This is a genomic window from Exiguobacterium sp. UBA6309 (assembly GCF_002439205.1).
Classification (GTDB): Bacteria; Bacillota; Bacilli; order Exiguobacteriales; family Exiguobacteriaceae; genus Exiguobacterium_A.
This window is the reverse complement of record NZ_DJTL01000032.1, coordinates 101,339-128,171: the sequence shown is the minus strand read 5'-3', so window position 1 is coordinate 128,171 and position 26,833 is coordinate 101,339. Positions and strand designations below refer to the sequence as shown.

The window sequence follows — 26,833 nt, the reverse complement described above, 5'->3', positions numbered from 1 at the left end:
CTCCTTCTTAAGTCAATTAATCACAGCTCATCATAACAAAAAGCGCATCCATTTGGAATTGCTATTTGTTCGCATGTAGCGGAACGGTAAATCAAATGCCGTCGTATTTTTGACGATTCCTTTCCGATGACTGAACGTCTCGAAACTATATTTGCCATGATATCCACCCATTCCACTCGCTCCGACTCCACCAAATGGTAAGTGGTGCTGTGCGACATGCATCAATGTGTCATTGACGCATCCACCACCAAACGAAATTCGCTCAAGGACGCGATGCTCGATGGCTTTATTCTCTGTGAATAGATAAAGCGCAAGCGGCTTATCACGATCATTGACGAATGTAATAACTTCTTCGATTTCACGGTATGTTAACACCGGTAGGATCGGTCCGAAGATTTCGTCTTGCATCAATGGAGCATCCGTTACTACACCAGTCATGACGGTCGGCGCCATCTTGCGTGTTTCCGGATCCACTTGTCCACCGAATTCGATCGTTCCTTGCGTTAAATAATTGCTTAAACGATTCAAATGATCGTCCGATACGATTTTAACGTATGAAGAGACGCCTACGCCGTTTCCGTACTGTTTGAAGGCTTCTTCTTCTATCAGTTGTAAGAAGCGTTCTTTGACGTCTTCATGAATCAATACATAATCCGGAGCGATACATGTCTGTCCCGCATTCAACCATTTTCCCCATGCGATCCGCTTCGCTGCTAGACGAAGGTCTGCATCCTTGTGCACGATCGTCGGAGATTTTCCACCTAGTTCAAGCGTGACAGGCGTCAGGTGCTTCGCCGCAGCCTGATGTACGATTTTTCCGACGCGTGTGGAACCCGTAAAGAAGATATAGTCAAAACGCTCGTTTAATAAGGCACTGCTGACTTCAGCATCCCCTTCTATGACGATTCCGAATCGTTCATGGAACGCCGTTTCAAAGACTTCTCGTAATACGCGAGAGACATTCGGTGTCAACTCGGATGGTTTAAGGACGACCGTATTCCCGGCTGCAATCGCACCAATGACAGGAGCAAGTGCGAGCTGGAAGGGATAGTTCCATGGTGCAATCACAAGCACATTACCATAAGGTTCGTATTGGATTTCACTTTTCGACCCGATATGCAGAAGCGGTGTTGCGACACGTTTTGGTCTTGCCAGTCGACGGAGTTGTCTCTCCATCCGTTGAATCTCTCCGTAAACGAATCCGATTTCCGTCGTGAACGCATCATGCTGTCCTTTATTGAGATCTTGTTTTAATGCCTCATAAATCGCCGCTTCATGTGTTTCGATTGCTTGGCGTAAGAACGTTAACATACTTAAGCGGAAGGCTAGACTGCGTGTTGCCCCTGTCCGGAAAAAGTGCCGTTGTATTTGCAAGCGTTCTGAAAGAACTGTCTCTGTCATCGTTGTTTCCATCCGAGAATCTCTCCTTTGACTGGTCTATAACACTGCCTTCATCTTACCATATCTCTTTTTCGATATGAAAAAAGACGGAGAGGATTCTCCGTCTTGCTCTCTATAATTGAATCGCTGTCTCGAGCGCGACTTTCATCATGTCGTTGAATGTCGTTTGACGCTCTTCCGATGTCGTTTCTTCACCTGTCAACAGATGATCCGAAATCGTCAAAATCGTCAATGCATTTACCTTATGTTTCGCAGCGAGCGTATACAGTCCTGCTGCTTCCATCTCGATTGCGAGGCATCCGAAATCTGCCCATTTTTTGAAATGATGAAAATCATCTTGATAGAACTGATCCGTCGTGAAGATTTGACCGACTTTTGCATCGATGCCTTGTTCTTTTGCGGCTGTATAGGCTTTATGCAATAGATCAAAAGACGCTGTCGGTGCGTAGTCTAATCCGTTAAAACGAGCGCGGTTTTGTGCCATGTCATGTGAAGCACTCATTGCGATAACGACATCGCGGACTTTAACGTCTGGAGTAATGCCACCAGCAGTACCGACACGAATCAAGTTTTTCGCACTATACGACTGAACGAGTTCGTTCGCATAGATTGACATCGATGGTACACCCATACCTGTTCCTTGAACAGAAACTTTTTTACCCTTATAAGTACCTGTAAAACCATACATTCCTCGAACTTCATTGTAGAGAACAACATCCTCTAAAAACGTTTCGGCGATGTATTTAGCCCGTAACGGATCTCCTGGAAGTAAGACCGTTTCGGCGATTTGTCCTTCAGCTGCGTTAATGTGTACACTCATGTACGATTCCTCCTCGATAGTCGTTTAAATCGACAACAATTCACGAAACTCGTTCGGTGTGACACCGAATTGTTTTTTGAACACTTTCCGAAAATACTTATCGTCCTGATATCCGACTTCAAGCGCAATTTCATAAATACGCGCTTCCGTCTCGCTCAACAATTCCTTCGCCCGATTCAAACGAATTGTTTGAATGTAATCAGATAAGTTAACAGAAAAACGCTGTTTGAAGCGCCGTGATATATACTCTCGGCTCAAGTAAAACCGTTCGCTCATGAATTGTAGTGTCAATTCTTCCGCATAATGCGTTTCGATGTATTTTGCGATTTGATCAATCGCTTCCCCTGATTCCACTACCGGATGGATACATTCCATCGCGCGGGACAAGGCATCATTGAGTACATCTGGATCAACTGGCTTCAATAAATAATCAAAGGATTGATGCAAAATGGCACGCCGCATATACGTATAATCATCATACCCTGTCAGCACGATCGTGACGACCTTTGGATGATGATTTTTTGTCCATTCCAGTAACGTTAATCCGTCCAGTCCAGGCATTTCGACGTCGGTCAGCATTAAATCGATCGTTCCGGTATCCAGTAAACGTTTTGCCTCTTCCCCATGTTCCGCCTCGTATAGGTTTGAAACACGCCATCTGTCCCATTCTCCGAGCAGTTTGACCGCTTCTCGTACATGTCGTTCATCATCTACGATCAATACGTTCATGCCAAATCCCCCTTTTCATATGGAATCCGAATCACGATTTTAAATCCTCCCTCCGTCACTGGAGAAGAGAGGGTCATACTTGCTTCCCCCCCGTAAAATATCAAGAGACGTTCGTAGATATTGTGGAGACCGATCCCGCTCGTCTCGAGATCCTCTGGACTACGATGCATACGCATTTTTCGATCAATTTCTTCAAGTCGTCCTGTTTCAAGGACGGCACCGCTATTCTCGATTTGAATGATGAGACGTCCACCATCCGTCCGTACTTTGTAGGCAAGATAGTTTTCTGTCGCCGCTAATTGTTGACGGAAGCCGTGTTTGAAATAGTTTTCAGCAAACGGTTGTAAGATCATCTTTGGTACTTCAATGTCATTGAGGTGCCAAGGGACGTCGACGATATAACGGAATCGCTCAGGAAAACGTTGCTGTTGCAGACGGATGTATGCTTGAAGATGATCGACTTCTTGTTTTAACGTTACGATCGTTTGTTCATTGTTCATCGAGTAACGCATCATTTGCGATAATCCGGTGATGGAGCGGTACGCGATCTTCCGGTCCCCTTGTAACGTCGTCGTTCCGATCGATTGCAAGGCGTTGAATAAAAAGTGAGGATTGAGTTGAGATTGTAAGGCTCGAAGCTCATTCGTCCGATTTTCGAGCGCCAATCGATATTCCCGTTTAATCAAACGATCGATCCGTTGAATCATGCGTTGGAACTGACGATTGAGTAATCCAATCTCGTCATTCGTCGTGGCAACGAACGGTGCCGATAAATCACCCTGTTCGACTCGCCAGACGTTTGCCGTCAACTGTTTAATCGGTTTCGTGATTTGCATGGCAACCAGACTCGCGGCAATAATCATGACGATAAGAGAAGCGAGACCAATCAGTACGAGAATCAATGCCGTCTCGTTTGCCCCTTGGATGACGGATGCATAAGGAATCCGTTTGATCAGTGTCAACGGGATTCCGTTCGTCATCGTTTTCGAGTAGACGATGAACGATTTTCCGACACGTAGACTTCCACTCTGTCCAGTGAATTGGTCGGTAGGTAGGTCCATCTTTGCTCCAGTCTGTGCCAGAACACGTTGATCGGTCATCAGCCACAGCGACTCATCCGGATCATTCTCGAACAATTTTAATTGCTGTTCAAATACCCGAACCGGAATATCGACTGAGAGGAACCCAAGCGGCTCATCCGTCTCGACACGATCAATCCGATAACGAAAACTGACGACTTGTTTCTCATCGAGAATCATCGTATGCACATTGTACGGTTCGATCGGGTGAGCTCCGTCAATCAACCAATTGTTTTTTTGTTTCATTAATCGAAAATAATCCGTTTCTTGCATCCAATCAAATGTTCCCCGACTCGTCGTTTTCATATTGTAAACCGAATACTCCGAATAGCCATTCAAGATGACGAAATGTAACTGCTCAATATCCTGTCGGGATAAAAATAGACCTAACATCGCCCGCGAGACGACTCCATCGGATTCGTCTAGTTCCTGATCCGCTCCGACACGCATGATGTTCATCAACGAGCGATTCGCATATAAACTCGTTGATAGACGTCGAATATCCTCTATATAATGAGTCACCTGTGTATTTCCCCGAGTCAACACGTTCAGGCTAGAATGTTCTGCCTGTTCGATGTTCTGGTGTCGTACATAAAGATAGGAAATCGAAGTCGCGAGGGCTGTCGGAATTAAGATCGCTAAGACAACGAGACGAATCAAACGTGTCCGGATACTTTTCATAAAAGGCGCCCCCATCCTTTTTCTTGTAATCAATCGTATCATAACCTTGAATTCGCTTACATCATTTCCTGATATTCTCTTTCAGGATTGCAATAATAAATTATTTTTTCTTTCGACTTGATTCCGAATGAATTTTACTATAATATCATCAATGTTCGTCTTTTAATCAATTTGTTATGAAGGTGGTTCTTTTATCCATGTTTAAACTTGCCGCACACCAAACAACCGTAAAACGTGAAATCCAAGCCGGATTTGTAACGTTTATTACGATGGCATACATTTTGCTCGTCAATCCGACGATTTTAGCAGATGCCGGTATCCCTCAAGCCCAAGCTTTTTCTGCGACGATCATCGCTACATTGATCGGTACACTTTTAATGGGGTTCTATGCGAATCTACCGATCGCAGTCGCACCCGGAATGGGACTCAACGCGTACTTCACATATACACTTGTCGTCGGTGAAAAAATTCCATATCAAACAGCACTTTCAGTCGTGTTCGTCGCTGGTGTCATCTTCTTATTGTTGTCACTTTCGCCGATCCGTACGAAACTGATCGAAATCATTCCGATGACCTTAAAGCTTGCCATCACGGGTGGAATCGGTCTCTTCATCGCTTCACTTGGTCTCAAGATGTCAGGAATTCTCATTGGTAGTGAAGATACACTGGTCACGATTGGTGCCTTGACGTCACCAGAAGCGCTGATCACACTCATCGGGTTATTAGTTGCTGCGATCTTGACGATCAAACGGGTACCAGGAGCTATCCTTTACGCCATGATCCTTTCTGGTGTGATCGCATTTTTGACAGGTGAATTAAAGTTCTCAGATTCCTTCGTCGCGTTACCAACGTTACCGGAAGGATTGATCATCACTAATCCGTTCAACGCCATTCAGGACGTATTTCAGTACGGGCTATTCAGCGGCGTCCTCTCCTTCGTGCTCGTAACGATGTTTGACACGACAGGTACGATGGTCGCTGTCGGTGAACAAGCTGGATTGATTGAAGAAGATGGATCATTGAAAAATAGTGAACGCGCACTATTATCTGATTCGACTGCGATGGTTGCCGGTTCCTTGTTCGGAACAAGTCCAACAACTGCTTATGTAGAATCTGCAGCAGGTGTTGCTGCGGGTGGTCGGACTGGACTTACGTCCGTGACGGTCGGGATACTCTTCGCATTATCTGCCATCTTTGGACCGTTCGTTCAATCGATTTCAAGTGTTCCCGCGATTACCGCACCCGCGTTGATTCTAGTCGGTGCCTTTATGATTCAAAACATCAAACAGATTCCATGGAATGATTTCAGTGAAGCTTTCACAGCTTTCCTTGTCATCTTGATCATGCCGTTATCCGGTAGCATCGCAACCGGTATCGCATTCGGCTTCATCGTTTATCCGATCATGAAAGCCATCCAAAAAGAGCGCGTCCATCCACTCATCTATGTATTTGCGCTTCTCTTCTTCATCCAATTATTTTTCCTATAATAAAAAACATGCCTGTTCCGTCAGTTGATCGGAACAAGCATGTTTTTTTGAATCACTTCTTATTTCTTCATTTTGTCCCATGTTTTCGTGAAATCTTGTAGCATCTCGTCAGCTGTTTTTTGCTTACCGACGTATGCCTGCATGATCGCACCAAACTCGTTTACTGCACCATCCGGATACTTGAACCAGTTCCATGAGATCGTTTTATCAGCTTTCGAGTACGCTTGGATATCATCCGCAAGCGGTCCTAAATCTTTTGCTTCGATTGATTTGAAGGCCGGAATAAACTTGAATTTGTTGACCATGTAGTCTTTTCCTGTATCAGATGTCGCCATCCACTCGAGGAATTTTTTCGCTTCTGCTTTATTCTTCGAGTTTTTATTGACGACCCAGTTATTTGGTACGCCAACAGGGAGACGATCCATTTTTTCTTTATCGTCATTGATTGGCATCGGGATGAAGCCCATATTGATATCCGGATTCACATCTGTGATCAATTGCTGTGCCCAGTTCCCTTGTTGAATCATCGCTGTCTTACCTTCAGCGAACTGAGAAACTTGTGTGTTGTAATCCGTCGTTAACGGATTTTTATTCCCGTACTTAATCGTCAAATCAAACAGATTCATGAATTCCTTGAACTGTTTGTTATCTTCGAATTTAGCTTTTCCAGCATTCAAGTCCGCGATGAACTGATCTGGATCATCCTGCTGTGCGACCGGAATGTTCATTAGGTGGTTTCCAAGAATCCACCACTCTCCATATCCGATCGAAAACGGCGTCACACCATCTGCTTTCAACTTTTTAGATGCATCCGTTAATTCCGTTAATGTTTTTGGAAGCTCTGTGATGCCTGCTTTTTTGAAGATATCTTTGTTGTAGATGAAGCCGTATCCTTCAAGGTTCATCGGCATGCCGTATAACTTTCCATCAATCGTCATCGGCTCTTTTGATAGGTCCGTTAGATCACCGACCCATTTTTCGTCTGACAAATCTTCTAATTTATCCTGCCATGTTTTTGCTTCCGTAAAGCCACCGTTGTTAAAGACATCCGGTTCATTCCCAGAGGCAAACTGCGACTTCAAGGCAGCACCATAATCCGATCCACCACCAACTGTTTGTACGACGACTTTCGTCCCCGTCTCCTTCTCATACGCTTTTGCCATTTTTTCCATGTCTTTTGCGATTTCAGCCTTGAATTGGAATACGTTGAGCGTCTTACCATCTTTTGAACCACTATCTTTCGAGTCATCGCTATTCAATGTACCGCCACCACATGCTGCCAAAGCGACGACCATCGCCGTTGTGACGACGGGTAATGCTGCCCATCTTCTTTTACGCATTCGGATTCCCTCCCTGATTTCGTTTCATTTACGTGCTACACCTTCACAATAAATGAAAACGCTTGCAATGAAGAGAGAGAAAGTTGTCCGGTGTGGTGGAAAATATTGAACAATCGTTATCCGAGTCTTTTCATCGGGATTGTTGTATCATGAAACTAGAAGATTCTTTATTGAATAGGAGCTTGATGCCATGTCCTTACAATTCACGATTTTATTGATTGGTATACTATTGTTCGCCGCTGTGTGGACGACGAAGTTATCAAGTCGTCTGAATATTCCTGCTCTATTGATTTTTATCGCTCTTGGTATGATTGCCGGAAGTGATATTACGGGTTTCATTCGTTTTGACGATGCGGAACTTGCCCAGCTTCTTGGAACTGTCGCTCTGATCATCATTCTGTTTGAAGGTGGTCTGCAAACAGCGTGGAAAGAAGTGCGACACGAGCTCGCACCTTCGCTTTCTCTTGCAACGTTCGGAGTCTTCATTGCTACTTCCATCGTTGCAGTTGCCTCCCATTACATTCTTGGCTTCAGTTGGGCGAATGCCTTTTTACTTGGCGCAATCGTAGGATCGACGGATGCTGCTGCCATCTTTTCTGTCTTAAGTGGACAACCGATCCGACGTAAGGTAGGGTCAACACTCGAAGTTGAATCTGGAACGAATGACCCCATGGCTGTCTTTTTGACCGTCTTATTCCTTGAATTCGTGACGAATCCTGAAGAAGCATCACTCTTGATGGGACTCGGTTCACTCGTTTGGGAAATGTCGATGGGGCTTTTAATCGGTCTATTCATTGGATGGACAGCTTCAACCTTGATCAATCGGATTGACTTATCTTCCTCGAGCTTTTATCCGATTTTACTCATGTCGTTTGCTTTCTTGTCTTTCGGGTTAGCTGATACATTTCATGCTAGTGGATTTCTCGCCGTTTATGTGACAGCAATCTATATCAGTAATCATGAACTCGTCTACCGTCAGACGCTCGTCCGCTTTACGATGAGTATGGCGCACCTAGCTCAAATCGGAATGTTCATTGTTCTCGGGTTGCTCGTCTTCCCGAAACAATTGCTCGATATCCGGGTTATCCTGTCTTCCGTTGCCCTTGCGTTGATTTTGATTTTCATTGCTCGACCGCTGTCCGTTTGGATTAGCTTATTGCCGTTTCGTTATTCGTGGCAAGAGAAGGTCTTTATTTCTTTTGCTGGTCTAAAAGGAGCGGTACCGATCATTCTTGCGACATACCCACTCGTTGCCGACATCGAGAATGCATCGATGATTTTCAATATCGTGTTCTTTACAGTTCTACTATCGACACTGATTCAAGGGAGTATGTTGACATTCCTTTCCGAACGGTTACGTCTCAACGAGACACAGACTTCTGCTATCCATACGGTCATTGAGTTCATGTCGATCGGTAAACCGAACGCAGAAATCATTGAATTGACGTTACCGATGTCCCATCCGTTCATCGGAACGACGATATCAGAAATCGATCTACCGCAAGAGTTTTTGATTACCGCCATCATTCGCGATGATCATATCATTACTCCCCGTGGCGACACTGCTCTTGAAGGCAATGATCAACTGTTACTGCTGACGCCTAAACATCGTATTAAGTCGCTGAAGCGATTCTTGTTTCCTCCTGCTTGAATCCCGGGCTTACTCAAAAAAAAGAAGGACTCGTCTTTTCACGCCCTTTCCTGTAGGTGTCGCGTGTGACGAGTCCTTTTTTTATGAGATAAGGGTGGCAGATCATCATTCTGCCACCCTTATCTTTGTAGAGACTGACTTTTTGTCGACCCCTTCATTTATTCTGTTGCTTCGTTTTTACGTCTTGCGTCTGTCCGTGTTGTTTCGCTTTAGAGCGACGATACAGGATGTACCCGCCGAGGATTACGACGATTCCGCCTAAAATCCACCATAACTCCTGCTCTAGCCCTTTAAGCATTGACTCCGCTCGCTTTACTCCGAATCGCTCCCCGACCCAGATGTAAAAGAAAGAGACCGGAAATAATCCAATACTTGAAGCGAGTAGATAGCGCTTGAATGAAAGACCAAACAGACCACAGGGAATCGAGACGACTGAACGAACGACAGGGAAGAATCGTCCAAATAACGCGGACCATGTTCCATACTTTCCGACGATTCGCTCACCCTGCTCAATTTCTTTTTCTTTGATCAGTAACCATTTTCCGTATCGTACAAGGATTGGACGACCTGCGTAACGCCCTAAGAGATAAAAGACTGTCGCCCCCATCAAACTCCCTAGAAAGCCGACGAGAACAGCAATTGTCCAACTGACTGTTCCGTTCGATACATATAAACCGAGTAGCGGTAATCCGACTTCTGCTGGAATCAATTCTGTTCCAAGACCAATGATCATGATTCCTAAAAACAGCCAGAGATTGGATTCTCCGGCCGAAAATAACCATTCCAACATACGAGTAACCCTCCGTTCATCCTCTCGCTGGACGGAGGAGATAATAAATGATGACGACTAGAGTTGTCCAGACACCTGTGAAAATTCCGATGACCCCGACAATGAAAAAGCCGAGTGCAACGATTGAGCCTGTCCGTTTATAATCCCGCCACATTGTCCGTAAACCTTTAATGTTGAACCAAAGAAACGCAATGAACAAAATGGGGATGAGTATTCCGACGATTAATAGAGAAGACATGCTTTCACCTCTTTCTTATTTATTGTTATCCCCATTCTATCAAGAATTGACACGCATTTCCTCCGCCTGAGGTCTTATGACCTTTAAAAAAAGAGCACACTTCCGAATGGAAGTGTGCTCTTCGTTACTTAAAATATCATTCCTTTGACGCTTTCTTACTATATATATATATATATATGTTAGAGCAAGTGAATACCTTCAGCTTGAAGACTTTTACGCGTCTCTTCCGACCAGACAGAAGCTTGGACTTCGCCGATATGACGTTTCTTCAATAAGAACATCGCCATACGTGATTGACCAATCCCTCCACCCATCGTTAACGGCAGACGCTCTTCGAGCACACCTTGATGGAACGGGAAAGCCAATTTATCCTCTTCTTGAGCGATGGACGTCTGTTTTAATAGCGCTTCACGGTCAACACGAATTCCCATTGAAGACAATTCAAATGCTCCGATTTCTGGGTGATGTACTAAGATGTCACCGTTGAGTGTCCAATCGTCGTAATCTGCCGCTCGACCATCATGCTTCTCTCCCGAAGCAAGCGCGCCACCAATCTGCATCAAGAAAACAGCACCGTATGCCTTCGTGACCTCTGTTTCACGTTCTTTTGTTGAAAGCGTTGGATAGGCATCCTCTAGTTCTTGTGTTGTCATGAAATGAATCGTTTCCGGTAAGATCGCTGAAATGCCATACTCTGCTTCCACTTCTTGCTCGACTTGGCGAATCGTTGCATAAATCGCTTGTACCGTTTCTTTTAGATAGGCACTCGTCCGTTGTTCTTTCGTAATGACCCGTTCCCAATCCCACTGGTCGACGTGGATGGAATGTGTCGCATCAAGTATCTCATCACGACGAATCGCATGCATTAATGTGTATAATCCTTCTCCAGCTTCGAATCCGTATGTGTGAAGCGCTTGACGTTTCCATTTCGCAAGGGATTGGACGATTTCAAGATCTGTCGTGTGATCTAGTGCATCAAAGCGGATGATGCGCTCTACGCCGTTGAGATGGTCGTTGACGCCGAGTGTGCTCTCTACGAACAATGGTGCTTCAACACGTGTTAATCCGAGTGTCGTCGAAAAGCGTTCCTCAAAGCGTTTCTTTACGAGTGTGATTGCTTCCTGTGTGTGTTTCATCGATACGAGTGTTGTCATGGTGGTGTTCCTCCTCAATTGTGTTTTGAAAAAGAAGCCATAAAAAAGAGCCCTTCTTTCCCAAGAATATGGGACGAAAGACTCGGTTCCGCGGTACCACCCATGTTAGCAACGATGTTGCTCACTCAAAAGACGAATCACTTCATCTTCGGCCATATGATAACGGACAGGCAACTCCGGCTACGCCTACTGACATTCGGGTTCGGGTAGCGACTCCGGGAGGTTCTTCGCATCTTGCTTCCGACTGGGCTCTCACCATCCCCAGCTCGCTATACGGTCGTACAAGGTGTTACTCTTCCCTTCAACGTCGTTGTTACAATTGAATTGAGAACATCGTACAACAGGTCGCAAGTATTTGAAAAGCCTTTTTTTCAAAAAAATAAAAGTTATCAGATTAATCTGATGCATGAAACATAAAAAAAGCGTTCTCCTAGAATCGAGAACGCGCTTACAAAAATTATTTGATTGATCCACTTGTAATCCCTTGAATGATCTGTTTTTGCAGGGCGAAGAAGAATAGCAACAACGGAATGATCCCAAGCACGAGTCCGGCAAGAGCCAAGTCCCATTGTTTTGTATACTGTCCGAAGAAGTAAAACGTCGCGAGAGGAATCGTCCGTAAATCGACATCTCGTAACATGAGCGAGGGTAATAAGAAATCGTTCCAAATCCACAGCGTGTTCAAGATGATGATCGTCACTGTAATCGGCTTGAGCAATGGGAAGACGATGCGCCAGAACACACCCCATTGTGAACAACCATCAATGATTGCTGCCTCCTCGATTTCTTCAGGAATCGACTTCATGAAACCATGATACAGGAAGATCGATAGTCCAGAACCAAAACCAAGGTACATCAAAATCAGTCCCCAATAACTATTCTGTAATCCAAGATCCCCAGACAGTTTCGATAAAGGAATCATGATTGATTGGAATGGAATGATCATCGCAGCAACGAACAAGAAGAAGATGATCGTCGACAAACGTGTTTTCGTACGGACAAGCTTCCAGGCTGCCATCGAACAAAAGATGATGATGACCGCATTAGCACCGACTGTAATGATGACGGAGTTTAAAAAGACTTTTCCGAAGTTCATGGCTTCCCATGCTTCTGAATAGTTGGAAGTCATCCATTCCTTTGGTAGACCCGATGTGTTCGTAAAGATATCTCCCTGCGTCTTGAATGAATTCGAGACGACGTAATAAAACGGAATCATATACAGAAGCCCCATCAATAAGGCTGCTAGTTCGACTGTTCCAAGACGGAGTGAATAACGACCTCTCGCCTTTTTAGAGCGCTTTGGTTTCTCCTCTTGCGGAGTAGGTAACGGTTGTGCCGTACTCATGCTTCCACCTCCCGTTTTTTCGTCAGATAGACTTGAGTGACTGTAATCGCCGCAACAACAACGAAGAAGATGATTGCTTTCGCTGAACCGAGTCCAAGATTATTATTCGTAAACGATTCCTTGTAAATGTTTAAAGCAAGCATTTCGGTCGATTTGAAGGGTCCACCATTCGTTAGTGACAAGTTCGTATCGAATAACTTGAAGGACCACGAAATCGTTAAGAACAGACAAATCGTGACGGACGGCATAATCAGTGGCAACGTAATGTTCCGTAACGTCGATAGACGATTGGCACCATCGATTTTTGCTGCTTCAATCAGCTCTTGAGGAACGTTTTGTAGAGCCGCGATATAGATGACCATGATGTAACCGCCACCTTGCCAAATTGAAACGATGACGATACCCCAGAACCCTGTTCGGGCATCTCCTAACCATGGAAGTTCAAATATGCTCCACCCTGTCAATTCACCGATTGATGCAAAGCCTTTGACATAGATGAACTGCCAGACGAATCCGAGAATCAATCCACCGATCAAGTTCGGCATAAAGAATATTGTCCGTAAGAAATTACGTGTGCGAATATTTTGTGTCAATAAGAACGCCAAGATGAAACCGACGACATTCGTTAAGACGACGGCGACGACCGTATATTTCGTCGTCAACCAAAATGACTGCTGAAACTGCTCGTCACTCGTAAAGAGACGGACATAGTTATCAAAGCCGATCCAATTTAATTCTCCTGTTACACCATTCCAGTCCGTGAACGAATACATGACGCCATTGAAAAACGGTACAAGCACGATCACTGCGAATACAAGAAAGACCGGTCCGACGAAGAGCCAAAAATCAAGACCGCGTTTCCACTTCTTTTGTCCAGATGTCATTGTTTCATCCCTCCTCCACTCTACAGTACGTCTTTCACTAACACTTGAACACGTCACCATTTGACCCATTGGGTGGAAAATATTGAACGTTTTCTTTTGGCGCGTTCGCACTAGATAGGCTACTATTAGAAAAAAGAGAGATCCTATCAAAGAGGGAGTCGATACCATGGAAAAGACCATTCGTTCTGACTTAGAAATCGCACAACAAACTGTCTTACGTCCGATTCGAGAAATCGCGGATCGGATTGGTTTGCAAGAAGAAGATTTTGATACGTACGGAAAGTATAAAGCGAAGTTGACAGACGGGCTGCTGAACCGGTTGGGAACGAAATCTGACGGCAAACTGATTCTTGTCACTGCTATCAATCCAACGGCTGCCGGTGAAGGGAAATCAACCGTCACTGTCGGACTCGGACAAGCACTACACCGAGCAAACCATAAGACGATGATTTGTTTACGGGAACCCTCACTTGGTCCGACGATGGGATTAAAAGGTGGTGCGTGTGGTGGTGGCTATAGCCAAGTCCTGCCGATGGAGGAGATCAATCTCCATTTCACAGGTGATATGCATGCGATCACATCTGCTCATAATACAATCAGTGCCTTGCTCGACAATCACCTGCATCAAGGCAACATTCTTGGCATTGATCCACGCCGTATCGTCTGGAAACGTGTGCTTGATTTAAACGACCGTGCCTTGCGCCAAGTTACGATTGGTCTCGGCGGTCCTGCACATGGCGTTCCGCGTCAAGATGGCTTCGATATCACGGTCGCTTCCGAAATCATGGCTGTCCTCTGTCTATCAGACTCTATCACGGATCTCGAACGACGCCTGAGCCGCATTGTCGTTGCGTATACGTACGATCAACAGCCGGTTACGGTCAAGGATATTCAAGCATCAGGAGCTGCAACGTTGCTTCTAAAAGATGCGTTCCGCCCAAACCTCGTTCAGACCGTCGAAGGAACACCGGCATTGATTCATGGCGGACCGTTCGCGAACATCGCACACGGCTGCAACTCTTTGATTGCTACACAAACCGCGTTGAAGTTAAGTGACTACGTTGTCACAGAAGCAGGATTCGGCGCTGACTTAGGAGCTGAGAAATTCTTCAATATCAAATCTCGGATTGGCGAACTCCATCCGGATGCCGTCGTCATCGTCGCTACGGTTCGTGCCTTGAAGATGCATGGTGGTGTAGACAGAACACAACTCAGCGAAGAAAACCTCGCTGCCTTAACGGATGGTCTTGCTTTACTTGAAAAACACGTTGAGACGATGAACTTGTTCGGTGTCCCTGCCGTCGTTGCCTTGAACCGTTTCTTCACCGATACGGAAGCCGAGCGGAACATGATTTTGACATGGTGCCAGGAACGAAATATTCGTGTGGCGGAAAGCGAAGTCTTCAGTAAAGGCGGTGCCGGCGGTGAAGCACTCGTCGCGGAAGTCATGCAAGCACTTGAGGAACCAAGCCAGTTCCGTCCACTGTACCCTGACGAGTTGCCGCTTCGTCAAAAGATCGAACGTATCGCAAAACGTGTCTATGGCGCAGCCGACGTTCATTTTGAAGACAAAGCCCTCCGCGAACTCGAACGGTGTACGGAGATGGGATTGAATCATTTACCGATTTGTATGGCAAAAACGCCATTTTCTTTAACCGATGACCCCGCTCGGTATGGTCGTGTCGAAGACTTCACGATTACAGTTCGTGAAATCCGACCATCGATTGGTGCAGGATTCATCGTTGCATTGACTGGGAATGTATTAACGATGCCGGGATTACCCGCGGTTCCTGCTGCCTTCCATATGGGCGTTTCGGAAGACGGACAGGTATTCGGACTTTCTTAATGAGAGGATGAGTTACATGACGATTGATCATTCACACTGGATAGCCTCTGACGGCTATACTACGACATTGCATAGCCTCGAAGCACATGATTCGAAAGGAGTCGTGATCGTCTTTCACGGGATGATGGAGCATGGCGCACGGTATGAGGAATTCGCAGAATTCCTCTATGCTCATCATTACCACACGATCATCGCAGATTTGCGCTGTTTCGGAACTCAAGCTGCACAGCGCGGGACACTCGGTCATCTTGAACCTAATCAAGGTTTTAATCAATTGATGCAGGACGCAGAAGAACTCGTCTCTGACATCAAAGAACGTTACCCGACGTTACCAGTATTCATTTTCGGTCACAGTTTTGGTTCGTTGATCGCTCGCCGGATTGGTCAAACACTCGGTCACACGGTAGCAGGAATCATCGCGAGCGGCCCTCCGACGAGCACAGGTTTACTCGGTAACATCAGCGAAAAGCTCGTCGAACGCCAAATCAATCAGCTTTCTTCTACACATCTTACTGAACGTTTCGGACAACTGGTCTTCGGACGCTATAATCTACGTTTCTTCCCGGCACTATCGAAAAATGCCTGGCTCTCTTCGGATCCACAATCCGTCATGCGCTATGATGAAGATCCGTTATCCGGTCAAACAGTCACACTCGGGTTCTTCCATGAACTCTTGCACGCAACGAAACTCGTCAACGCACTTGCCTCCATCTATCAGCACCCGCGACATTTACCGCTCTTGTTGATCGCGGGTGGCGATGATCCGGTCGCATTTGACGGCAAAGGTATCCATCATCTGTTCGATATGTATAACCGTGTCCGTGTCGATGCCGTACAGCTGACGATTTATAAAGGGTTACGCCACGAGCTCTTCCATGAGTTCGAACGTATCCGCGTTTTCGCAGATATCGCGAGCTGGTTGAATAAACAAGTCAACCCTGCAGCTACACGCTCATCTTCTCGTTCTTCTTAAGTCATATCGATCGATACAAAAAGGCAGCAGATCCTTGGATCTGCTGCCTTTTGAACAATCTATTGTGTACTTCATTGAATCCAAGTTAGTGAAGAAATCATCGCTTCGATTTCCTCGATTTCAAGCGTCTCGCGTTCTGCGGAGTATGTCAATAGGACTAGCCGTTCCCCGTCTGAATACGCATAGATGCGTAAGAAGATATCTTCTTCTTTCCCGTCTACTGCTAGCAATGCTTCTTTTGTTGAATTACGGCGGACTTCAAGTGCTCCCGTTAGTTCGATGCCGAACTCTTCTACCAACAAATTGATTTCTTGTTCTGCCGCTTCATACGGTGTCAGTTCTTCTGAATCGGACTCATAAATGGATAATTGTAGCGTGCCCATTGCATTTTCGTCTGTTGAATAAAAACTGACGTATGTTTCTTCTTCTTGATATTCAAATACCTTTGGATATTCTAGCGTGATCCAATGATCGACTGTGTACTGTTTCATTTGAATTCCTCCATTCTTTGTATCTCTTCAAAGCGAATACCCGTCACAGCCATACGCTCGAATTGTCGAGCGAGTTGAGCAGAGACGAACATGCGATGTGTTCGCTCATCTCGCATAAGATGATGCGGACATATCGAATCGCTGATTCGTCGCTCTGTCAAAAAATAGACGCGCCGTCTCGGAATCGGACGGAATACATCCGTCGTATGTAAATGTTCGATCCGACTGACAGATAAGAGATTGAGAAGATAGTACGGAACCACTCCGTCCTTCGTCTCAAGATGTACCTTGAGACATTGTACAGAAAAGGGCGCATATGCTGTAATGACTCGCTGCACACGTTCCGAGACGAGCGGCAGATCGAATGTGTTTGGAAGGACATCCGGTAACAAATCCGCATCTTGATTGATGGAAAAAGCAAGTACACCTACGTTATGGAACCACTCTCCTATCAATAAGCGATGACGATCGAATTGGTGATGACAAATTGCTTCCCATCCTTTTCCCATCGGCTGTTCGCTCCAAACTCTTACTTCATTCACCAGACACTCTCTCCTCTACCCAACTTTACCCATATTACAAATCAAGATTACCAGTGCAAACGATTAACTAGTATTATTGTACACTGAATCTCAAAAGAAATTGCCTTTTTTCATAAAAGTTATGGAAATGCTCTCTTTGCTATGCTACTATATTTCATGTAGCCAATACGCGGGTGTAGTTTAATGGTAAAACCTCAGCCTTCCAAGCTGATGACGAGAGTTCGATTCTCTTCACCCGCTCCAATTATGACATAACATAGGTCTAGGACCATTTCCCTCTAGAGGGCAGGCGACTCGCGGCGTGCGAGTCGTCTTTTTTATTGGTTCTGCTGATGATTCCAACGAATTTATGGGTATACAACGATATAGATAGAGATTCGTAAAGGAGGATTCGTATGATTCAGATGAAAATGCCTGGCGTGACGATTTATCAAAGTACACTTATGAAAACGACCTCAACATTGATCGAGACGCCTGATTGTCTGATTGTCGTCGATCCTGGCTGGCTTCCTGATGAGATTGCAACGATTCGTCGAGACGTTGAAATCGTGCGTCGTGAACGACCATTATATGTCGTCTATACGCATGCTCATTTTGATCATATTTTAGGTGCTTACGCCTTTACGGATGCCATCGTCATCGCTTCTAAACCGTTCATCGATGTCGATCGACAAGAAGCGCTCAAAGCCGTTCAAGACTTTAACGATGAATTTTACATCGACTCCCCCGTGCTATTTCCGGATGTAACGCATGTGATCCATGAGTCTGAAACGATTTTGACGATTGGACAGACGAAGCTGATCTTCTTTATGACGCCCGGTCATGAAGCGACTCACCTTTCCTTCATCGTCATGCCACTTCACTTGTTAGTCTGCGGTGATTATGCTTCCGATGTTGAAATCCCTTTGATTGAACACGATTCCTCTGAATATTTGACGACACTCGAACTACTCGAGTCGTTCATTTATGAATATGAAGTCAAACTCTTGATTCCCGGACACGGTCACATTTGCGATGTCCGAACAGAGATGATTGAACGACTTCATCAGAGCTATGATTATATCCTCGCGCTCCGTGCCGGAAAAGAATCTGACTGGGCACCATCCTGGCAAACGACTCCGTTCATGAAACGTCTGCACGAAAAAAATAAGCGACAAGTCAAACAAGAACACGAGGAACGATTAGCACGGCGTCACTACGATTAACTTTCATCAACTAATAGACTCGGTCGCTAAATCGGCGACCGAGTCTTTTATGATTATCCAAGTAATGTGACGAGTAACGCTTTTTGTGCATGGAGACGATTCTCGGCTTGATCGAAGATGACAGATTGCTTGCCATCGATGACGTCTGCCGTGACTTCCTCCCCACGGTGTGCCGGCAGGCAGTGCAAGAAAATGGCTTCATCATTCGCTTGATTCATGATATCGGCATTGACCTGATATCCTTCAAATGCTTGCAGACGCATCGTCGCTTCTTCCTCTTGCCCCATGCTTGCGAAGACATCCGTATACACGACATCCGCACCACTCGCTGCTTCCTTAGGGTCCGTCATGACGATGATATTTCCACCTGTTTCTTTTGCGATGGCTTGTGCCTCATGAACGACTTGTGGATTAGGAGCATAGGCTGCTGGCGCACAAATTCGGACTTCCATTCCACTGAGCGCTCCACCAATCATTAGCGAATGCGCCATATTGTTCCCGTCCCCGATATATGTCAAAATCTTTCCAGGCCGGGTTCCGAATGTCTCTTCGATCGTCAGCAAGTCAGCAAGGACTTGGCACGGGTGGTGTAGATCCGTCAATCCATTGATGATTGGAATCGTGCCGTGTGCCGCCAGCGTGTCGACGATCTCATGACCGAACGTCCGAATCATCAGGGCGTCGACGTAACGGCTCATGACTTGAATCGTATCAGAAAGCGGCTCCCCCCGACCGATTTGCATATCTGCTCCACTCAGTACGACTGGATGTCCGCCGAGTTCGACGACACCCACTTCAAATGATAGACGAGTTCGCGTCGATGCCTTTTCAAACAATAAGGCCACTTTTCTATGGCTTAATACGTTTTGGTAAACGCTTGGTTGATGCTTGATGTCTTTCGCGAGTGCCAATAGCTCCGTCAATGCTTCCGGCGTCAGTTCCGCCATCGTCAAGAAATGTTGCAGTTGTTGCATCGTCTTCATTGTACTTCCTCCTTGATCGGCTCTGTCCATGTATGAAGTGGCTTCACAGCATAAGGGGACTTTTCTACCGCTTGTAGATGATACTGTGCTAGTTCAGGTTCTGTCAGAACTTGTACTCCGGCAGCAAGCGCTGCTTCGCGACTCATTTTTTCTTCTGTCACGTGTGAATAGAAAATCGCACATTGTGCCCAGTCGATCGTTTCATCTAACGCTACACCTGTTCCGAATGCCTCGGTATCTGCTCCAGCAACGATGATGTCTCTTGCGGTCAAATGTCGTTTCGTCGTTTCGTCGAAAATGAAACGCTCCAGTGCCAGTCCGTCTGTCGTCCATTGCAACGTTTCACCTGTCGAACGCATGACAGGGCCTGTTTTCGGATCGACTCCTTGTAGTTTCAGCGTTGAAAAAACAGGGGTCTTGACGGCATGGAAATTAAGTTTCGTCTGTTCTGTTGGTAGTGCGACCGCTTGACCGACAGCAGCTTGGACTGCCCACTGCAAGATTGGTTGACCCGTTACTTTGGCGACGATCGGTAACGTGCGGGAGGCACGCGGATTGATTTCTAGCACGTAGACCTGATCGTCATGCAAGACGAATTGGATATTGTACGCTCCTTTATAATCCATCCGTTGCCCGATCATCTGTGCAATTCGTTCTACTTCGCTCTGAACGGTTGCGCTGAGCGATACAGGTGGTAGAATCATCGTCGAATCTCCAGAGTGAACTCCTGCCCGTTCCAATTGCTCCATCAAAATCGGAACGTACGTCGTTGTTCCGTCCGTAATGCAATCGACTTCGATTTCCTTTCCTTGGAGGTAGGCATCCACGAGGACAGGGAATGCTAATTCGGAAACGATCGTCTCTAATTGCTCTTGATCGTGGATGATATGCATCCCCTTACCTCCGATGACATAGGAAGGACGAATCATGACCGGGTAACCAATCGTTGTTGCGACTTCTATCATTTGTTCGTGTGTCGCCACTTCTTGTCCTGGAATACGATTGACACCGATGTCGTCTAAAAATTGATAGAACCGCTCACGGTCTTCCATTTGATCGATGACAGCTGCCGTCGTTCCAAGAAGATGATAACCGGCGTTCTCCAAACCAGACGCAAGCGAAATCCCCGTTTGTCCTCCGAACTGGACTAATACATCTTGGCAATCCTCTGCTTCTAGGACATGCATGACGTCTTCGAGTGTCAGCGGCTCGACATATAGGCGATCTGCGACTTCGAAGTCGGTCGAGACGGTCTCCGGATTATTGTTGATCATGATCGTTTCATAACCGGATGCTTGTAGTGCACGTACCGCGTGAACGGAACAATAATCAAATTCGATTCCTTGACCGATCCGAATGGGTCCCGCACCGATGACAGCGACTTTCTTTTTCGTCGATGCAGTGACTTCCGTTTGACCACTCCAGTTTCCGTAGAAGTAAGGAGTTGCACTCTTGAACTCTCCTGCACATGTATCAATCATATGATAGACAGGAAGGATGCCTTTCTCTTTACGTAAATGCTCGACGTCTACAGCACCGACACCCGTCAGAAAGGCAATTTGTTCGTCCGTGAAGCCCATCATTTTTGTCTGTTTTAAAGAACTTTCATTCGATAAATCAATTTTTTGTTGCTGATCGACGAGGCGCTGGAGTACTTTGACGAATAAAGCTTGTACTTTCGTCTGTTCGACGAGTTCTTCGACGGTCGTTTCCTGACGATCTAGTAGTGCTAACATCGCGAGCAGACGACGGTCCGTCGGCACTTTTATTTCTTTCCACAATACGCCAGCCTCCGCTGTTTTCATCCATGTCGGATAAAGAGGCGATTGCTCGACTCCTGCACCACGCCACGCCTTTTGTAACGCTTCTTCCAGCGTCTTCCCCATCGCCATACTTTCACCGGTCGCCTTCATTTGTGTACCAAGTGTCCGGTTACTGTCAGTAAATAGATCGAACGGGAAACAAGGCACTTTTGCCGTGATATAATCCATCGTCGGTTCGAAGCTCGCCATCGTCTCCTTCGTGACAGGATTGATACAGTCGTCGAGTCGCTCACCGAGTGCAAGACGCGTCGCTAATTTCGCAATCGGGTACCCCGTCGCTTTGGAAGCAAGTGCTGAAGAGCGACTGACACGCGGATTGACTTCAATGACGAAGTAGCGTTCTTCCGTCGGGTGGATCGCAAACTGGATATTGCATCCACCGATGACACCGAGGTGCGACACGATTTTACGCGCTTCCGTCCGCAATTGCTGATTCATTCGATCCGAAATCGATTGAATCGGTGCAAAGACGACAGAGTCTCCGGTATGGACACCGACGGGATCAATGTTTTCCATGTTACAGACGATGATCGTCGTATCTGCACTGTCACGCATGACTTCATATTCGACTTCTTTATAACCAGCAATACTCACTTCAACCAAACACTGTGAAATCGGACTTGCTTGTAAGCCGTTTTGCGCTAGCAGACGTGCTTCGTCCTTTGTCAGCGCAATTCCACCGCCCGTTCCCCCGAGCGTAAAGGCTGGTCGGATGACGAGTGGGACACCATGTACTGCCATGAATTCTTCAAGCTCTGCTAACGATTCGATCGTTTGACTTTCCGGGAGCGGTTGCGCGAGCTCGATCATCTTTTGCTTGAATCGTTCGCGATCTTCTCCGTCTCGGATCGTCTCAAGCGATGTCCCTAGGAGTTCGACACCGTATTGCTCAAGTACTCCTGCTTCTTCGAGTGACATTGCAAGATTGAGTGCCGTTTGTCCGCCGACCGTCGCTAGGAGATGGGACGGTCGATCTTGTTTGATGATAGCTGTTGCTTTTTCAAGAGTCATCGCCTCAATGTAGACATGATCTGCCGTGCTCGGATCCGTCATGATAGTAGCCGGATTCGAATTCATTAAGATGACCTCGCATCCCGCTTCTCGAAGCGCCTGACAGGCTTGTGTGCCGGAATAATCAAATTCTGCTGCTTGTCCGATGACGATCGGACCCGAACCGATGACGAGTACTTTCTGTTTATCCCACATATGCTACCTCCTGATGTAATACGGTATTTACGAATTGATCGAAGACGACCATCGCCTCTGTCGGTCCTGGACTCGCTTCTGGGTGAAACTGGACTGTCATGATCGGTAGAGCCGGATGAATCAATCCTTCAACGGATCCATCATTGATGTGTTCATACGCAAGTTCCATCTCAGACGCTTCGATGCTTTTAACATCAACGGCATAACCATGATTCTGAGACGTCATGAATACTTGTCCGGATGCTAGATGACGTACAGGATGATTCGCTCCTCGGTGTCCATGATGTTGTTTTAATAAGGTACAACCGAACGCATGAGCGAGAACTTGGTGTCCCATACAAATACCAAGTGTCGGATAGCTCGTCGCCAGTTCACGGATTTCTGAAAGGAATGGATCTAGTTGCGTCGGATCACCAGGTCCATTGGAAAACAGCAGACCGTCTGGTGCCAGTGCTTGAATCCGTTCCGGTGTCGTATCGTATGGCACGACCGTCACACGCATATGGCGTTCAAGCAAAGCATCGATCATCGATTGTTTCACACCGTAATCGATACAGACGACATGACCCTCTTCGACTTCCGGAACGTATTCAACGTTTGAAGTCGTCGACACAGAGGCGATGTATGCTGTATCGATTGACGCAGTGACTGCCATATCTTCTTGCATCATGTCTCCGAATTGGTCGCCCTCCGTTCGTAATAGATGTACAAGGGAACGCGTATCGACTCCCGACAAAACCGGAACATTCGCTTCGCCTAGCCAGCTTGCGAGTGATGTTCCTTGCCCATCCTCAGCCAAAGTTTGAACGATGACACCAGCGACTTGAATCTGGTTGCTTTCTGACGCCTCCGCTTGAATACCGTATTGACCGATCAACGGATATGTGAAGACAAGAATTTGCCCCTGATAAGATGGATCCGTTAAGACTTCCTGATATCCTGTCATCCCAGTAAAAAAGACGACTTCTCCTTTGACTGGAACTGTTCCTTGCCACGAACCGGTAAACGTCGTTCCGTTCGCAAGCGTTAGTTTTCCGGATTGTTTCATACGATGACCTCCTGTTGACAAACGAGTTGTATTTTTTCGATGGCTTGCGTGAGTTCTTGTTCCGTCACGAATAACGATGGCAACAAGCGAATGACATGAGGACCAGCCGAAACGACAAGAAGACCATTCTCACGTAAGCCGTCAATCAGCGGTGCGACAGGCATCGTACATTCAATACCAATCATCAAGCCACGACCACGAATAGAACTCACGATCGACTTGGGTAATTTTTTTTCTAATTGTTGACGTAAATATTCACCTTTTTCTTGAATGTCTGCCATGACAGTGTCACTTAACAAGAGGTCAAGTGTTGCTTCTGCAGCTGTCATCGCGAGTGGATTTCCACCAAATGTCGAACCATGCGATCCGGGCGTGAATACTTCTGCTGCCTCTTCCGTTGCGAGTAGTGCACCAACCGCGAGTCCACTTCCAAGTCCTTTCGCAAGGGTGATGATATCCGGTACGAGTGGTGTCTGCTCAAATGCAAAACGTGAACCCGTCCGACCAATTCCGGTTTGCACTTCATCGACGATGATTTTGACATCGTATTGCTGCGCCTTCTTCACCAACGCTTCTAGCCACGCATCGTCAGCGACGACGACCCCACCCTCTCCTTGAATGATTTCAAGCCATACAGCAGCAGTTTGATCCGTAATTGCTGATAGGCTTTCCATCTCGTTAAACGGTAGATGTTTGAATCCATTCACCATCTCCCCGTATCCCGCTTTGATTTTTTCCTGTCCTGTTGCGCCCATCATCGCAAATGTCCGACCATGGAAAGATTGTTTAAACGTGACAACTTCTGTTTTCCCTGTCCATTTTCGAACGAGTTTGTACGCCGCCTCGTTTGCTTCAGCACCACTGTTACAAAAGAAAGCATGACTGAGATGACTGTCTTCCGTCAGTCGCTCGGCGACCCGCTCTTGTGCCGCGATTTGAAACAGATTCGACGTATGCCAAATTCGGTTCAACTGTTCCTCTAGCCGTTGCTGAACATAAGGATGACGGTGCCCTGTGTTGCATACAGCGATTCCCATGATGAAATCAAGATACGTCTTTCCTGTCGCATCTTCTACGATCGATCCTTGTCCTTTGACCAATTCCACATCAGTACGTTGATAAGTGGGTAGTAGTGCACTCATGTAATTCCTCCTTGATTCGTGTCCCTGCAGCTAACGCATTTTTTCCCGATCGAATGACGACCTCTGAAATACCATGCTGAGTGGCCTGCATCATCGCTTCGACCTTCGGAATCATTCCCCCGTAAATTTCTCCCGACGCGATCGCAGCTTCGATAGCTGCAGACGTGATTTCTGATTGATAGTCACCGTTTACTTTTACACCTTCGACATCCGTCAACAATTCAAATCGGTCGACGGACCAAGCCTTCGCGACAGCAATGGCACACGCATCCCCGTTACTGTTCAACACACCTTGTTCCCCTGTGACAAGGGATGTGACGACCGGCACATAACCATTCGTACTCAACACTGTGAACAATCGTGGATGAATGTGCGTAATTTGACCAACTGCCCCGAGTCCTTTGACTTTTTTACCATGGACGCTCGCACCGTCTAACCCGCTCATCCCGACCGCTGGAATTCCTGCCTGATTCAATTGCTGGACGATCCCGGATTGGACTTCCCCTGCTAAGATCCGTCGCGCCCCGAGTAACACACCATCCGTCGTCACACGGACACCGTCTCGAAACACGGGTTTGATTCCCTCTTGTTCACAGTAACTCGATAGAAGTGGACCACCCCCATGCACGATCAATAGTTCGTTACCGGTTTCGACCCACGCTTTCCATTCCTCGAAATACCGCGCATCCAATTGCTCCCATACACTACCACCCAGTTTGATAACTTTTCGTTTCGTCATGTCCGGTAACTCGCATTGATTTTGACGTAATCGTACGTCAGGTCACAACCATAGGCGTGTCCTTGTCCTACTCCATCATTCAAATTGATATGAATTCGGACGTCTTGTTGCGCAAGGTCCTGCGATGCGATTGTTTCATCAAATAAAATAGGCATGCTCTGTTGTAACACCCACTGCGAACCAATTTTAATATCAACGTTTGATACATCAAGCGGCTCCTTAATACTTCCGACAGCAGCGATGATTCGTCCCCAGTTCGCATCTTCCCCAAAGATTGCTGTTTTGACGAGAGACGATCCGACGACTTGTTTAGCGACCATCCGCGCTACTTCATCGGTTTGTGTTCCCTTTACCGTCACTTCGATTAACTTCGTCGCACCTTCCCCGTCCCGCGCAATTTGTTTCGCTAAATCTTGACAAACCGTTTCGATGGCCTGTTCGAATGCGAATGCTTCGTCCGTACCTTCAACGATCGGCGCTCCCCCTGCAGCTCCACTCGCTAAAATCATGACCATGTCATTTGTCGAACTGTCTCCATCTACGGTAATGCAGTTAAACGTCCGATGAATCGTCCGGCGCAATAGTGTCTGTAAGACATCCGGTTCAATCGTCGCATCGGTCGTCAAGAACCCAAGCATCGTCGCCATGTTCGGATGAATCATCCCTGACCCTTTCGCTACACCACATACTGAAATTTGGACATCCCCTTGCATGTATTGTTGACCAGCTGATTTCGTACCGGTATCGGTCGTCAGGATCGCATGGGCGAAATCACTCGCGGCATCCTTGTCATTTGTAGGGATCAGCTGTGGAATACCTGCCAGTAACGTATCAATGGCTAACGGTTGACCGATGATCCCAGTCGAAGCGATGACAACTTGTTCAGGAGCGATCCCGAAATGTGTCGCTAATGCTTGTTGTGATGTATACGCATGTGATAGACCAAGTTCTCCCGTACAGGCATTCGCGTTCCCGCTGTTGACGAGGACGGCATGAATGCGTCCTTGTGACGCCTGAATCGCTTGCTTCGTCACAGTAATCGGTGCCGCTTGCACCTGATTCGTCGTATAGACAGCTGCGGCACTTGCTCCTTCCTCACACCAAATCAAACCAAGATCCTTTCGCTTTCGCTTTAGCCCCACGTGTACCCCTGATGCTTGAAATCCCTTCGGTGTCGTGATCGTCAATGGGGTCTCTACTCGTACTTGCCACACAGGCGTTCCTCCTCTTTCGTCT

At 46.6% G+C, this 26,833-nt stretch carries 23 protein-coding genes, 1 tRNA gene and 1 other annotated feature; of the genes, 6 read left to right on the top strand and 18 right to left on the bottom strand.

The window, feature by feature from the left end:
- Nucleotides 1-30: 30 nt before the first annotated feature.
- The 4 genes from B3M90_RS11570 to B3M90_RS11555 form a co-directional block, all read right to left on the bottom strand.
- Nucleotides 31-1,413 carry an aldehyde dehydrogenase gene (locus B3M90_RS11570; protein WP_290784205.1) on the bottom strand — a complete coding sequence of 461 codons (1,383 nt, stop codon included), beginning with the start codon at nucleotides 1,411-1,413 and terminating at the stop codon, nucleotides 31-33.
- A 100-nt stretch (nucleotides 1,414-1,513) separates the two neighbouring features.
- On the bottom strand, nucleotides 1,514-2,221 hold the full coding sequence (deoD, locus tag B3M90_RS11565; protein ID WP_290784203.1) for a purine-nucleoside phosphorylase: 708 nt from the start codon (nucleotides 2,219-2,221) through the stop codon (nucleotides 1,514-1,516).
- Nucleotides 2,222-2,245: 24 nt separating this feature from the next.
- Nucleotides 2,246-2,950: a response regulator transcription factor gene (locus tag B3M90_RS11560; protein ID WP_035412600.1), complete on the bottom strand. Its 705-nt coding sequence runs from the start codon at nucleotides 2,948-2,950 to the stop codon at nucleotides 2,246-2,248.
- A complete protein-coding gene (locus tag B3M90_RS11555; protein ID WP_290784201.1) occupies nucleotides 2,947-4,710 on the bottom strand; it encodes a sensor histidine kinase in 1,764 nt (587 codons plus the stop codon). The genes B3M90_RS11560 and B3M90_RS11555 overlap by 4 nt, the downstream gene beginning before the upstream one ends.
- A 197-nt stretch (nucleotides 4,711-4,907) precedes the next feature.
- Here B3M90_RS11555 and B3M90_RS11550 point away from each other — a divergent pair, with 197 nt between their 5' ends.
- Complete coding sequence (locus B3M90_RS11550; RefSeq protein ID WP_290784199.1) at nucleotides 4,908-6,197, top strand: NCS2 family permease; 1,290 nt, start codon at nucleotides 4,908-4,910, stop codon at nucleotides 6,195-6,197.
- 59 nt (nucleotides 6,198-6,256) lie between these two features.
- On the opposite strand, the gene B3M90_RS11545 is transcribed toward B3M90_RS11550, so the two are convergent.
- Nucleotides 6,257-7,537, bottom strand: a complete 1,281-nt coding sequence (locus B3M90_RS11545) for an ABC transporter substrate-binding protein (protein ID WP_056063563.1) — start codon at nucleotides 7,535-7,537, stop codon at nucleotides 6,257-6,259.
- 190 nt (nucleotides 7,538-7,727) lie between these two features.
- Between B3M90_RS11545 and B3M90_RS11540 the strand changes: the two genes are divergently transcribed.
- On the top strand, nucleotides 7,728-9,188 hold the full coding sequence (locus B3M90_RS11540) for a potassium/proton antiporter (RefSeq protein ID WP_035412588.1): 1,461 nt from the start codon (nucleotides 7,728-7,730) through the stop codon (nucleotides 9,186-9,188).
- Between the two features lie 154 nt (nucleotides 9,189-9,342).
- Here B3M90_RS11540 and B3M90_RS11535 read toward each other — a convergent pair whose 3' ends face one another.
- From B3M90_RS11535 to B3M90_RS11515, 5 genes are all read right to left on the bottom strand, one after another.
- Nucleotides 9,343-9,978 (bottom strand): DedA family protein, encoded by a 636-nt coding sequence (locus B3M90_RS11535; protein ID WP_056063558.1) that lies wholly within the window; start codon nucleotides 9,976-9,978, stop codon nucleotides 9,343-9,345.
- Between the two features lie 16 nt (nucleotides 9,979-9,994).
- Nucleotides 9,995-10,216, bottom strand: a complete 222-nt coding sequence (locus tag B3M90_RS11530; RefSeq protein WP_035412585.1) for a hypothetical protein — start codon at nucleotides 10,214-10,216, stop codon at nucleotides 9,995-9,997.
- Nucleotides 10,217-10,395: 179 nt separating this feature from the next.
- The gene (gene asnA, locus B3M90_RS11525; protein WP_035412582.1) at nucleotides 10,396-11,370 is read right to left on the bottom strand and encodes an aspartate--ammonia ligase; all 975 of its coding nucleotides are present in this window, start codon (nucleotides 11,368-11,370) and stop codon (nucleotides 10,396-10,398) included.
- Between the two features lie 66 nt (nucleotides 11,371-11,436).
- Nucleotides 11,437-11,684: a binding site (T-box leader), on the bottom strand.
- A gap of 143 nt (nucleotides 11,685-11,827) precedes the next feature.
- Entirely contained in the window at nucleotides 11,828-12,715 is an 888-nt protein-coding gene (locus B3M90_RS11520) for a carbohydrate ABC transporter permease (RefSeq protein ID WP_035412579.1), read from the bottom strand.
- Nucleotides 12,712-13,599, bottom strand: a complete 888-nt coding sequence (locus tag B3M90_RS11515; protein ID WP_052019165.1) for a carbohydrate ABC transporter permease — start codon at nucleotides 13,597-13,599, stop codon at nucleotides 12,712-12,714. The genes B3M90_RS11520 and B3M90_RS11515 overlap by 4 nt, the downstream gene beginning before the upstream one ends.
- Before the next feature lie 166 nt (nucleotides 13,600-13,765).
- Between B3M90_RS11515 and B3M90_RS11510 the strand changes: the two genes are divergently transcribed.
- Entirely contained in the window at nucleotides 13,766-15,445 is a 1,680-nt protein-coding gene (locus B3M90_RS11510; RefSeq protein WP_290784197.1) for a formate--tetrahydrofolate ligase, read from the top strand.
- 16 nt (nucleotides 15,446-15,461) lie between these two features.
- Nucleotides 15,462-16,418 carry an alpha/beta fold hydrolase gene (locus B3M90_RS11505; protein ID WP_290758088.1) on the top strand — a complete coding sequence of 319 codons (957 nt, stop codon included), beginning with the start codon at nucleotides 15,462-15,464 and terminating at the stop codon, nucleotides 16,416-16,418.
- 71 nt (nucleotides 16,419-16,489) lie between these two features.
- On the opposite strand, the gene B3M90_RS11500 is transcribed toward B3M90_RS11505, so the two are convergent.
- Together B3M90_RS11500 and B3M90_RS11495 are read right to left on the bottom strand one after the other, a co-directional pair.
- Nucleotides 16,490-16,909 carry a hypothetical protein gene (locus B3M90_RS11500; protein ID WP_023467229.1) on the bottom strand — a complete coding sequence of 140 codons (420 nt, stop codon included), beginning with the start codon at nucleotides 16,907-16,909 and terminating at the stop codon, nucleotides 16,490-16,492.
- The gene (locus B3M90_RS11495) at nucleotides 16,906-17,451 is read right to left on the bottom strand and encodes an imm11 family protein (protein ID WP_290758091.1); all 546 of its coding nucleotides are present in this window, start codon (nucleotides 17,449-17,451) and stop codon (nucleotides 16,906-16,908) included. The genes B3M90_RS11500 and B3M90_RS11495 overlap by 4 nt, the downstream gene beginning before the upstream one ends.
- Before the next feature lie 169 nt (nucleotides 17,452-17,620).
- Between B3M90_RS11495 and B3M90_RS11490 the strand changes: the two genes are divergently transcribed.
- A tRNA-Gly gene (locus tag B3M90_RS11490) sits at nucleotides 17,621-17,694 on the top strand.
- A 152-nt stretch (nucleotides 17,695-17,846) separates the two neighbouring features.
- Nucleotides 17,847-18,656, top strand: coding sequence for an MBL fold metallo-hydrolase (locus B3M90_RS11485; RefSeq protein WP_035412567.1), 810 nt, complete (start codon nucleotides 17,847-17,849; stop codon nucleotides 18,654-18,656).
- A 53-nt stretch (nucleotides 18,657-18,709) separates the two neighbouring features.
- Here B3M90_RS11485 and argF read toward each other — a convergent pair whose 3' ends face one another.
- The 6 genes from argF to argJ are packed head-to-tail and all read right to left on the bottom strand — an operon-like array spanning nucleotide 18,710 to nucleotide 26,811.
- Nucleotides 18,710-19,639 (bottom strand): ornithine carbamoyltransferase, encoded by a 930-nt coding sequence (argF, locus tag B3M90_RS11480; RefSeq protein WP_290758097.1) that lies wholly within the window; start codon nucleotides 19,637-19,639, stop codon nucleotides 18,710-18,712.
- Nucleotides 19,636-22,668 (bottom strand): carbamoyl-phosphate synthase (glutamine-hydrolyzing) large subunit, encoded by a 3,033-nt coding sequence (gene carB / locus B3M90_RS11475; protein WP_290784195.1) that lies wholly within the window; start codon nucleotides 22,666-22,668, stop codon nucleotides 19,636-19,638. The genes argF and carB overlap by 4 nt, the downstream gene beginning before the upstream one ends.
- Nucleotides 22,658-23,716: a carbamoyl phosphate synthase small subunit gene (locus tag B3M90_RS11470; protein ID WP_290784193.1), complete on the bottom strand. Its 1,059-nt coding sequence runs from the start codon at nucleotides 23,714-23,716 to the stop codon at nucleotides 22,658-22,660. The genes carB and B3M90_RS11470 overlap by 11 nt, the downstream gene beginning before the upstream one ends.
- Nucleotides 23,713-24,858 (bottom strand): acetylornithine transaminase, encoded by a 1,146-nt coding sequence (locus B3M90_RS11465; protein ID WP_290784191.1) that lies wholly within the window; start codon nucleotides 24,856-24,858, stop codon nucleotides 23,713-23,715. The genes B3M90_RS11470 and B3M90_RS11465 overlap by 4 nt, the downstream gene beginning before the upstream one ends.
- Nucleotides 24,824-25,597, bottom strand: coding sequence for an acetylglutamate kinase (argB, locus tag B3M90_RS11460; RefSeq protein WP_214856452.1), 774 nt, complete (start codon nucleotides 25,595-25,597; stop codon nucleotides 24,824-24,826). The genes B3M90_RS11465 and argB overlap by 35 nt, the downstream gene beginning before the upstream one ends.
- The gene (gene argJ, locus B3M90_RS11455; protein ID WP_290784190.1) at nucleotides 25,594-26,811 is read right to left on the bottom strand and encodes a bifunctional glutamate N-acetyltransferase/amino-acid acetyltransferase ArgJ; all 1,218 of its coding nucleotides are present in this window, start codon (nucleotides 26,809-26,811) and stop codon (nucleotides 25,594-25,596) included. Before argJ ends, argB begins: the two co-directional genes overlap by 4 nt.
- Nucleotides 26,812-26,833 lie beyond the last annotated feature (22 nt).

Excerpts from the sequence above, each read along its gene's own strand:
- B3M90_RS11500 (WP_023467229.1), bottom strand. The coding sequence starts at position 16,909 with ATGAAACAGTACACAGTCGATCATTGGATCACGCTAGAATATCCAAAG.
- B3M90_RS11505 (WP_290758088.1), top strand. The coding sequence starts at position 15,462 with ATGACGATTGATCATTCACACTGGATAGCCTCTGACGGCTATACTACG.
- B3M90_RS11535 (WP_056063558.1), bottom strand. The coding sequence starts at position 9,978 with ATGTTGGAATGGTTATTTTCGGCCGGAGAATCCAATCTCTGGCTGTTT.
- B3M90_RS11510 (WP_290784197.1), top strand. The coding sequence starts at position 13,766 with ATGGAAAAGACCATTCGTTCTGACTTAGAAATCGCACAACAAACTGTC.
- deoD (WP_290784203.1), bottom strand. The coding sequence starts at position 2,221 with ATGAGTGTACACATTAACGCAGCTGAAGGACAAATCGCCGAAACGGTC.
- B3M90_RS11540 (WP_035412588.1), top strand. The coding sequence starts at position 7,728 with ATGTCCTTACAATTCACGATTTTATTGATTGGTATACTATTGTTCGCC.
- argB (WP_214856452.1), bottom strand. The coding sequence starts at position 25,597 with ATGACGAAACGAAAAGTTATCAAACTGGGTGGTAGTGTATGGGAGCAA.
- B3M90_RS11485 (WP_035412567.1), top strand. The coding sequence starts at position 17,847 with ATGATTCAGATGAAAATGCCTGGCGTGACGATTTATCAAAGTACACTT.
- asnA (WP_035412582.1), bottom strand. The coding sequence starts at position 11,370 with ATGACAACACTCGTATCGATGAAACACACACAGGAAGCAATCACACTC.
- argF (WP_290758097.1), bottom strand. The coding sequence starts at position 19,639 with ATGAAGACGATGCAACAACTGCAACATTTCTTGACGATGGCGGAACTG.
- B3M90_RS11515 (WP_052019165.1), bottom strand. The coding sequence starts at position 13,599 with ATGACATCTGGACAAAAGAAGTGGAAACGCGGTCTTGATTTTTGGCTC.
- B3M90_RS11520 (WP_035412579.1), bottom strand. The coding sequence starts at position 12,715 with ATGAGTACGGCACAACCGTTACCTACTCCGCAAGAGGAGAAACCAAAG.
- B3M90_RS11465 (WP_290784191.1), bottom strand. The coding sequence starts at position 24,858 with ATGAGTGCACTACTACCCACTTATCAACGTACTGATGTGGAATTGGTC.
- B3M90_RS11560 (WP_035412600.1), bottom strand. The coding sequence starts at position 2,950 with ATGAACGTATTGATCGTAGATGATGAACGACATGTACGAGAAGCGGTC.
- B3M90_RS11555 (WP_290784201.1), bottom strand. The coding sequence starts at position 4,710 with ATGAAAAGTATCCGGACACGTTTGATTCGTCTCGTTGTCTTAGCGATC.
- B3M90_RS11545 (WP_056063563.1), bottom strand. The coding sequence starts at position 7,537 with ATGCGTAAAAGAAGATGGGCAGCATTACCCGTCGTCACAACGGCGATG.
- B3M90_RS11550 (WP_290784199.1), top strand. The coding sequence starts at position 4,908 with ATGTTTAAACTTGCCGCACACCAAACAACCGTAAAACGTGAAATCCAA.
- carB (WP_290784195.1), bottom strand. The coding sequence starts at position 22,668 with ATGTGGGATAAACAGAAAGTACTCGTCATCGGTTCGGGTCCGATCGTC.
- B3M90_RS11530 (WP_035412585.1), bottom strand. The coding sequence starts at position 10,216 with ATGTCTTCTCTATTAATCGTCGGAATACTCATCCCCATTTTGTTCATT.
- B3M90_RS11570 (WP_290784205.1), bottom strand. The coding sequence starts at position 1,413 with ATGGAAACAACGATGACAGAGACAGTTCTTTCAGAACGCTTGCAAATA.
- B3M90_RS11470 (WP_290784193.1), bottom strand. The coding sequence starts at position 23,716 with ATGAAACAATCCGGAAAACTAACGCTTGCGAACGGAACGACGTTTACC.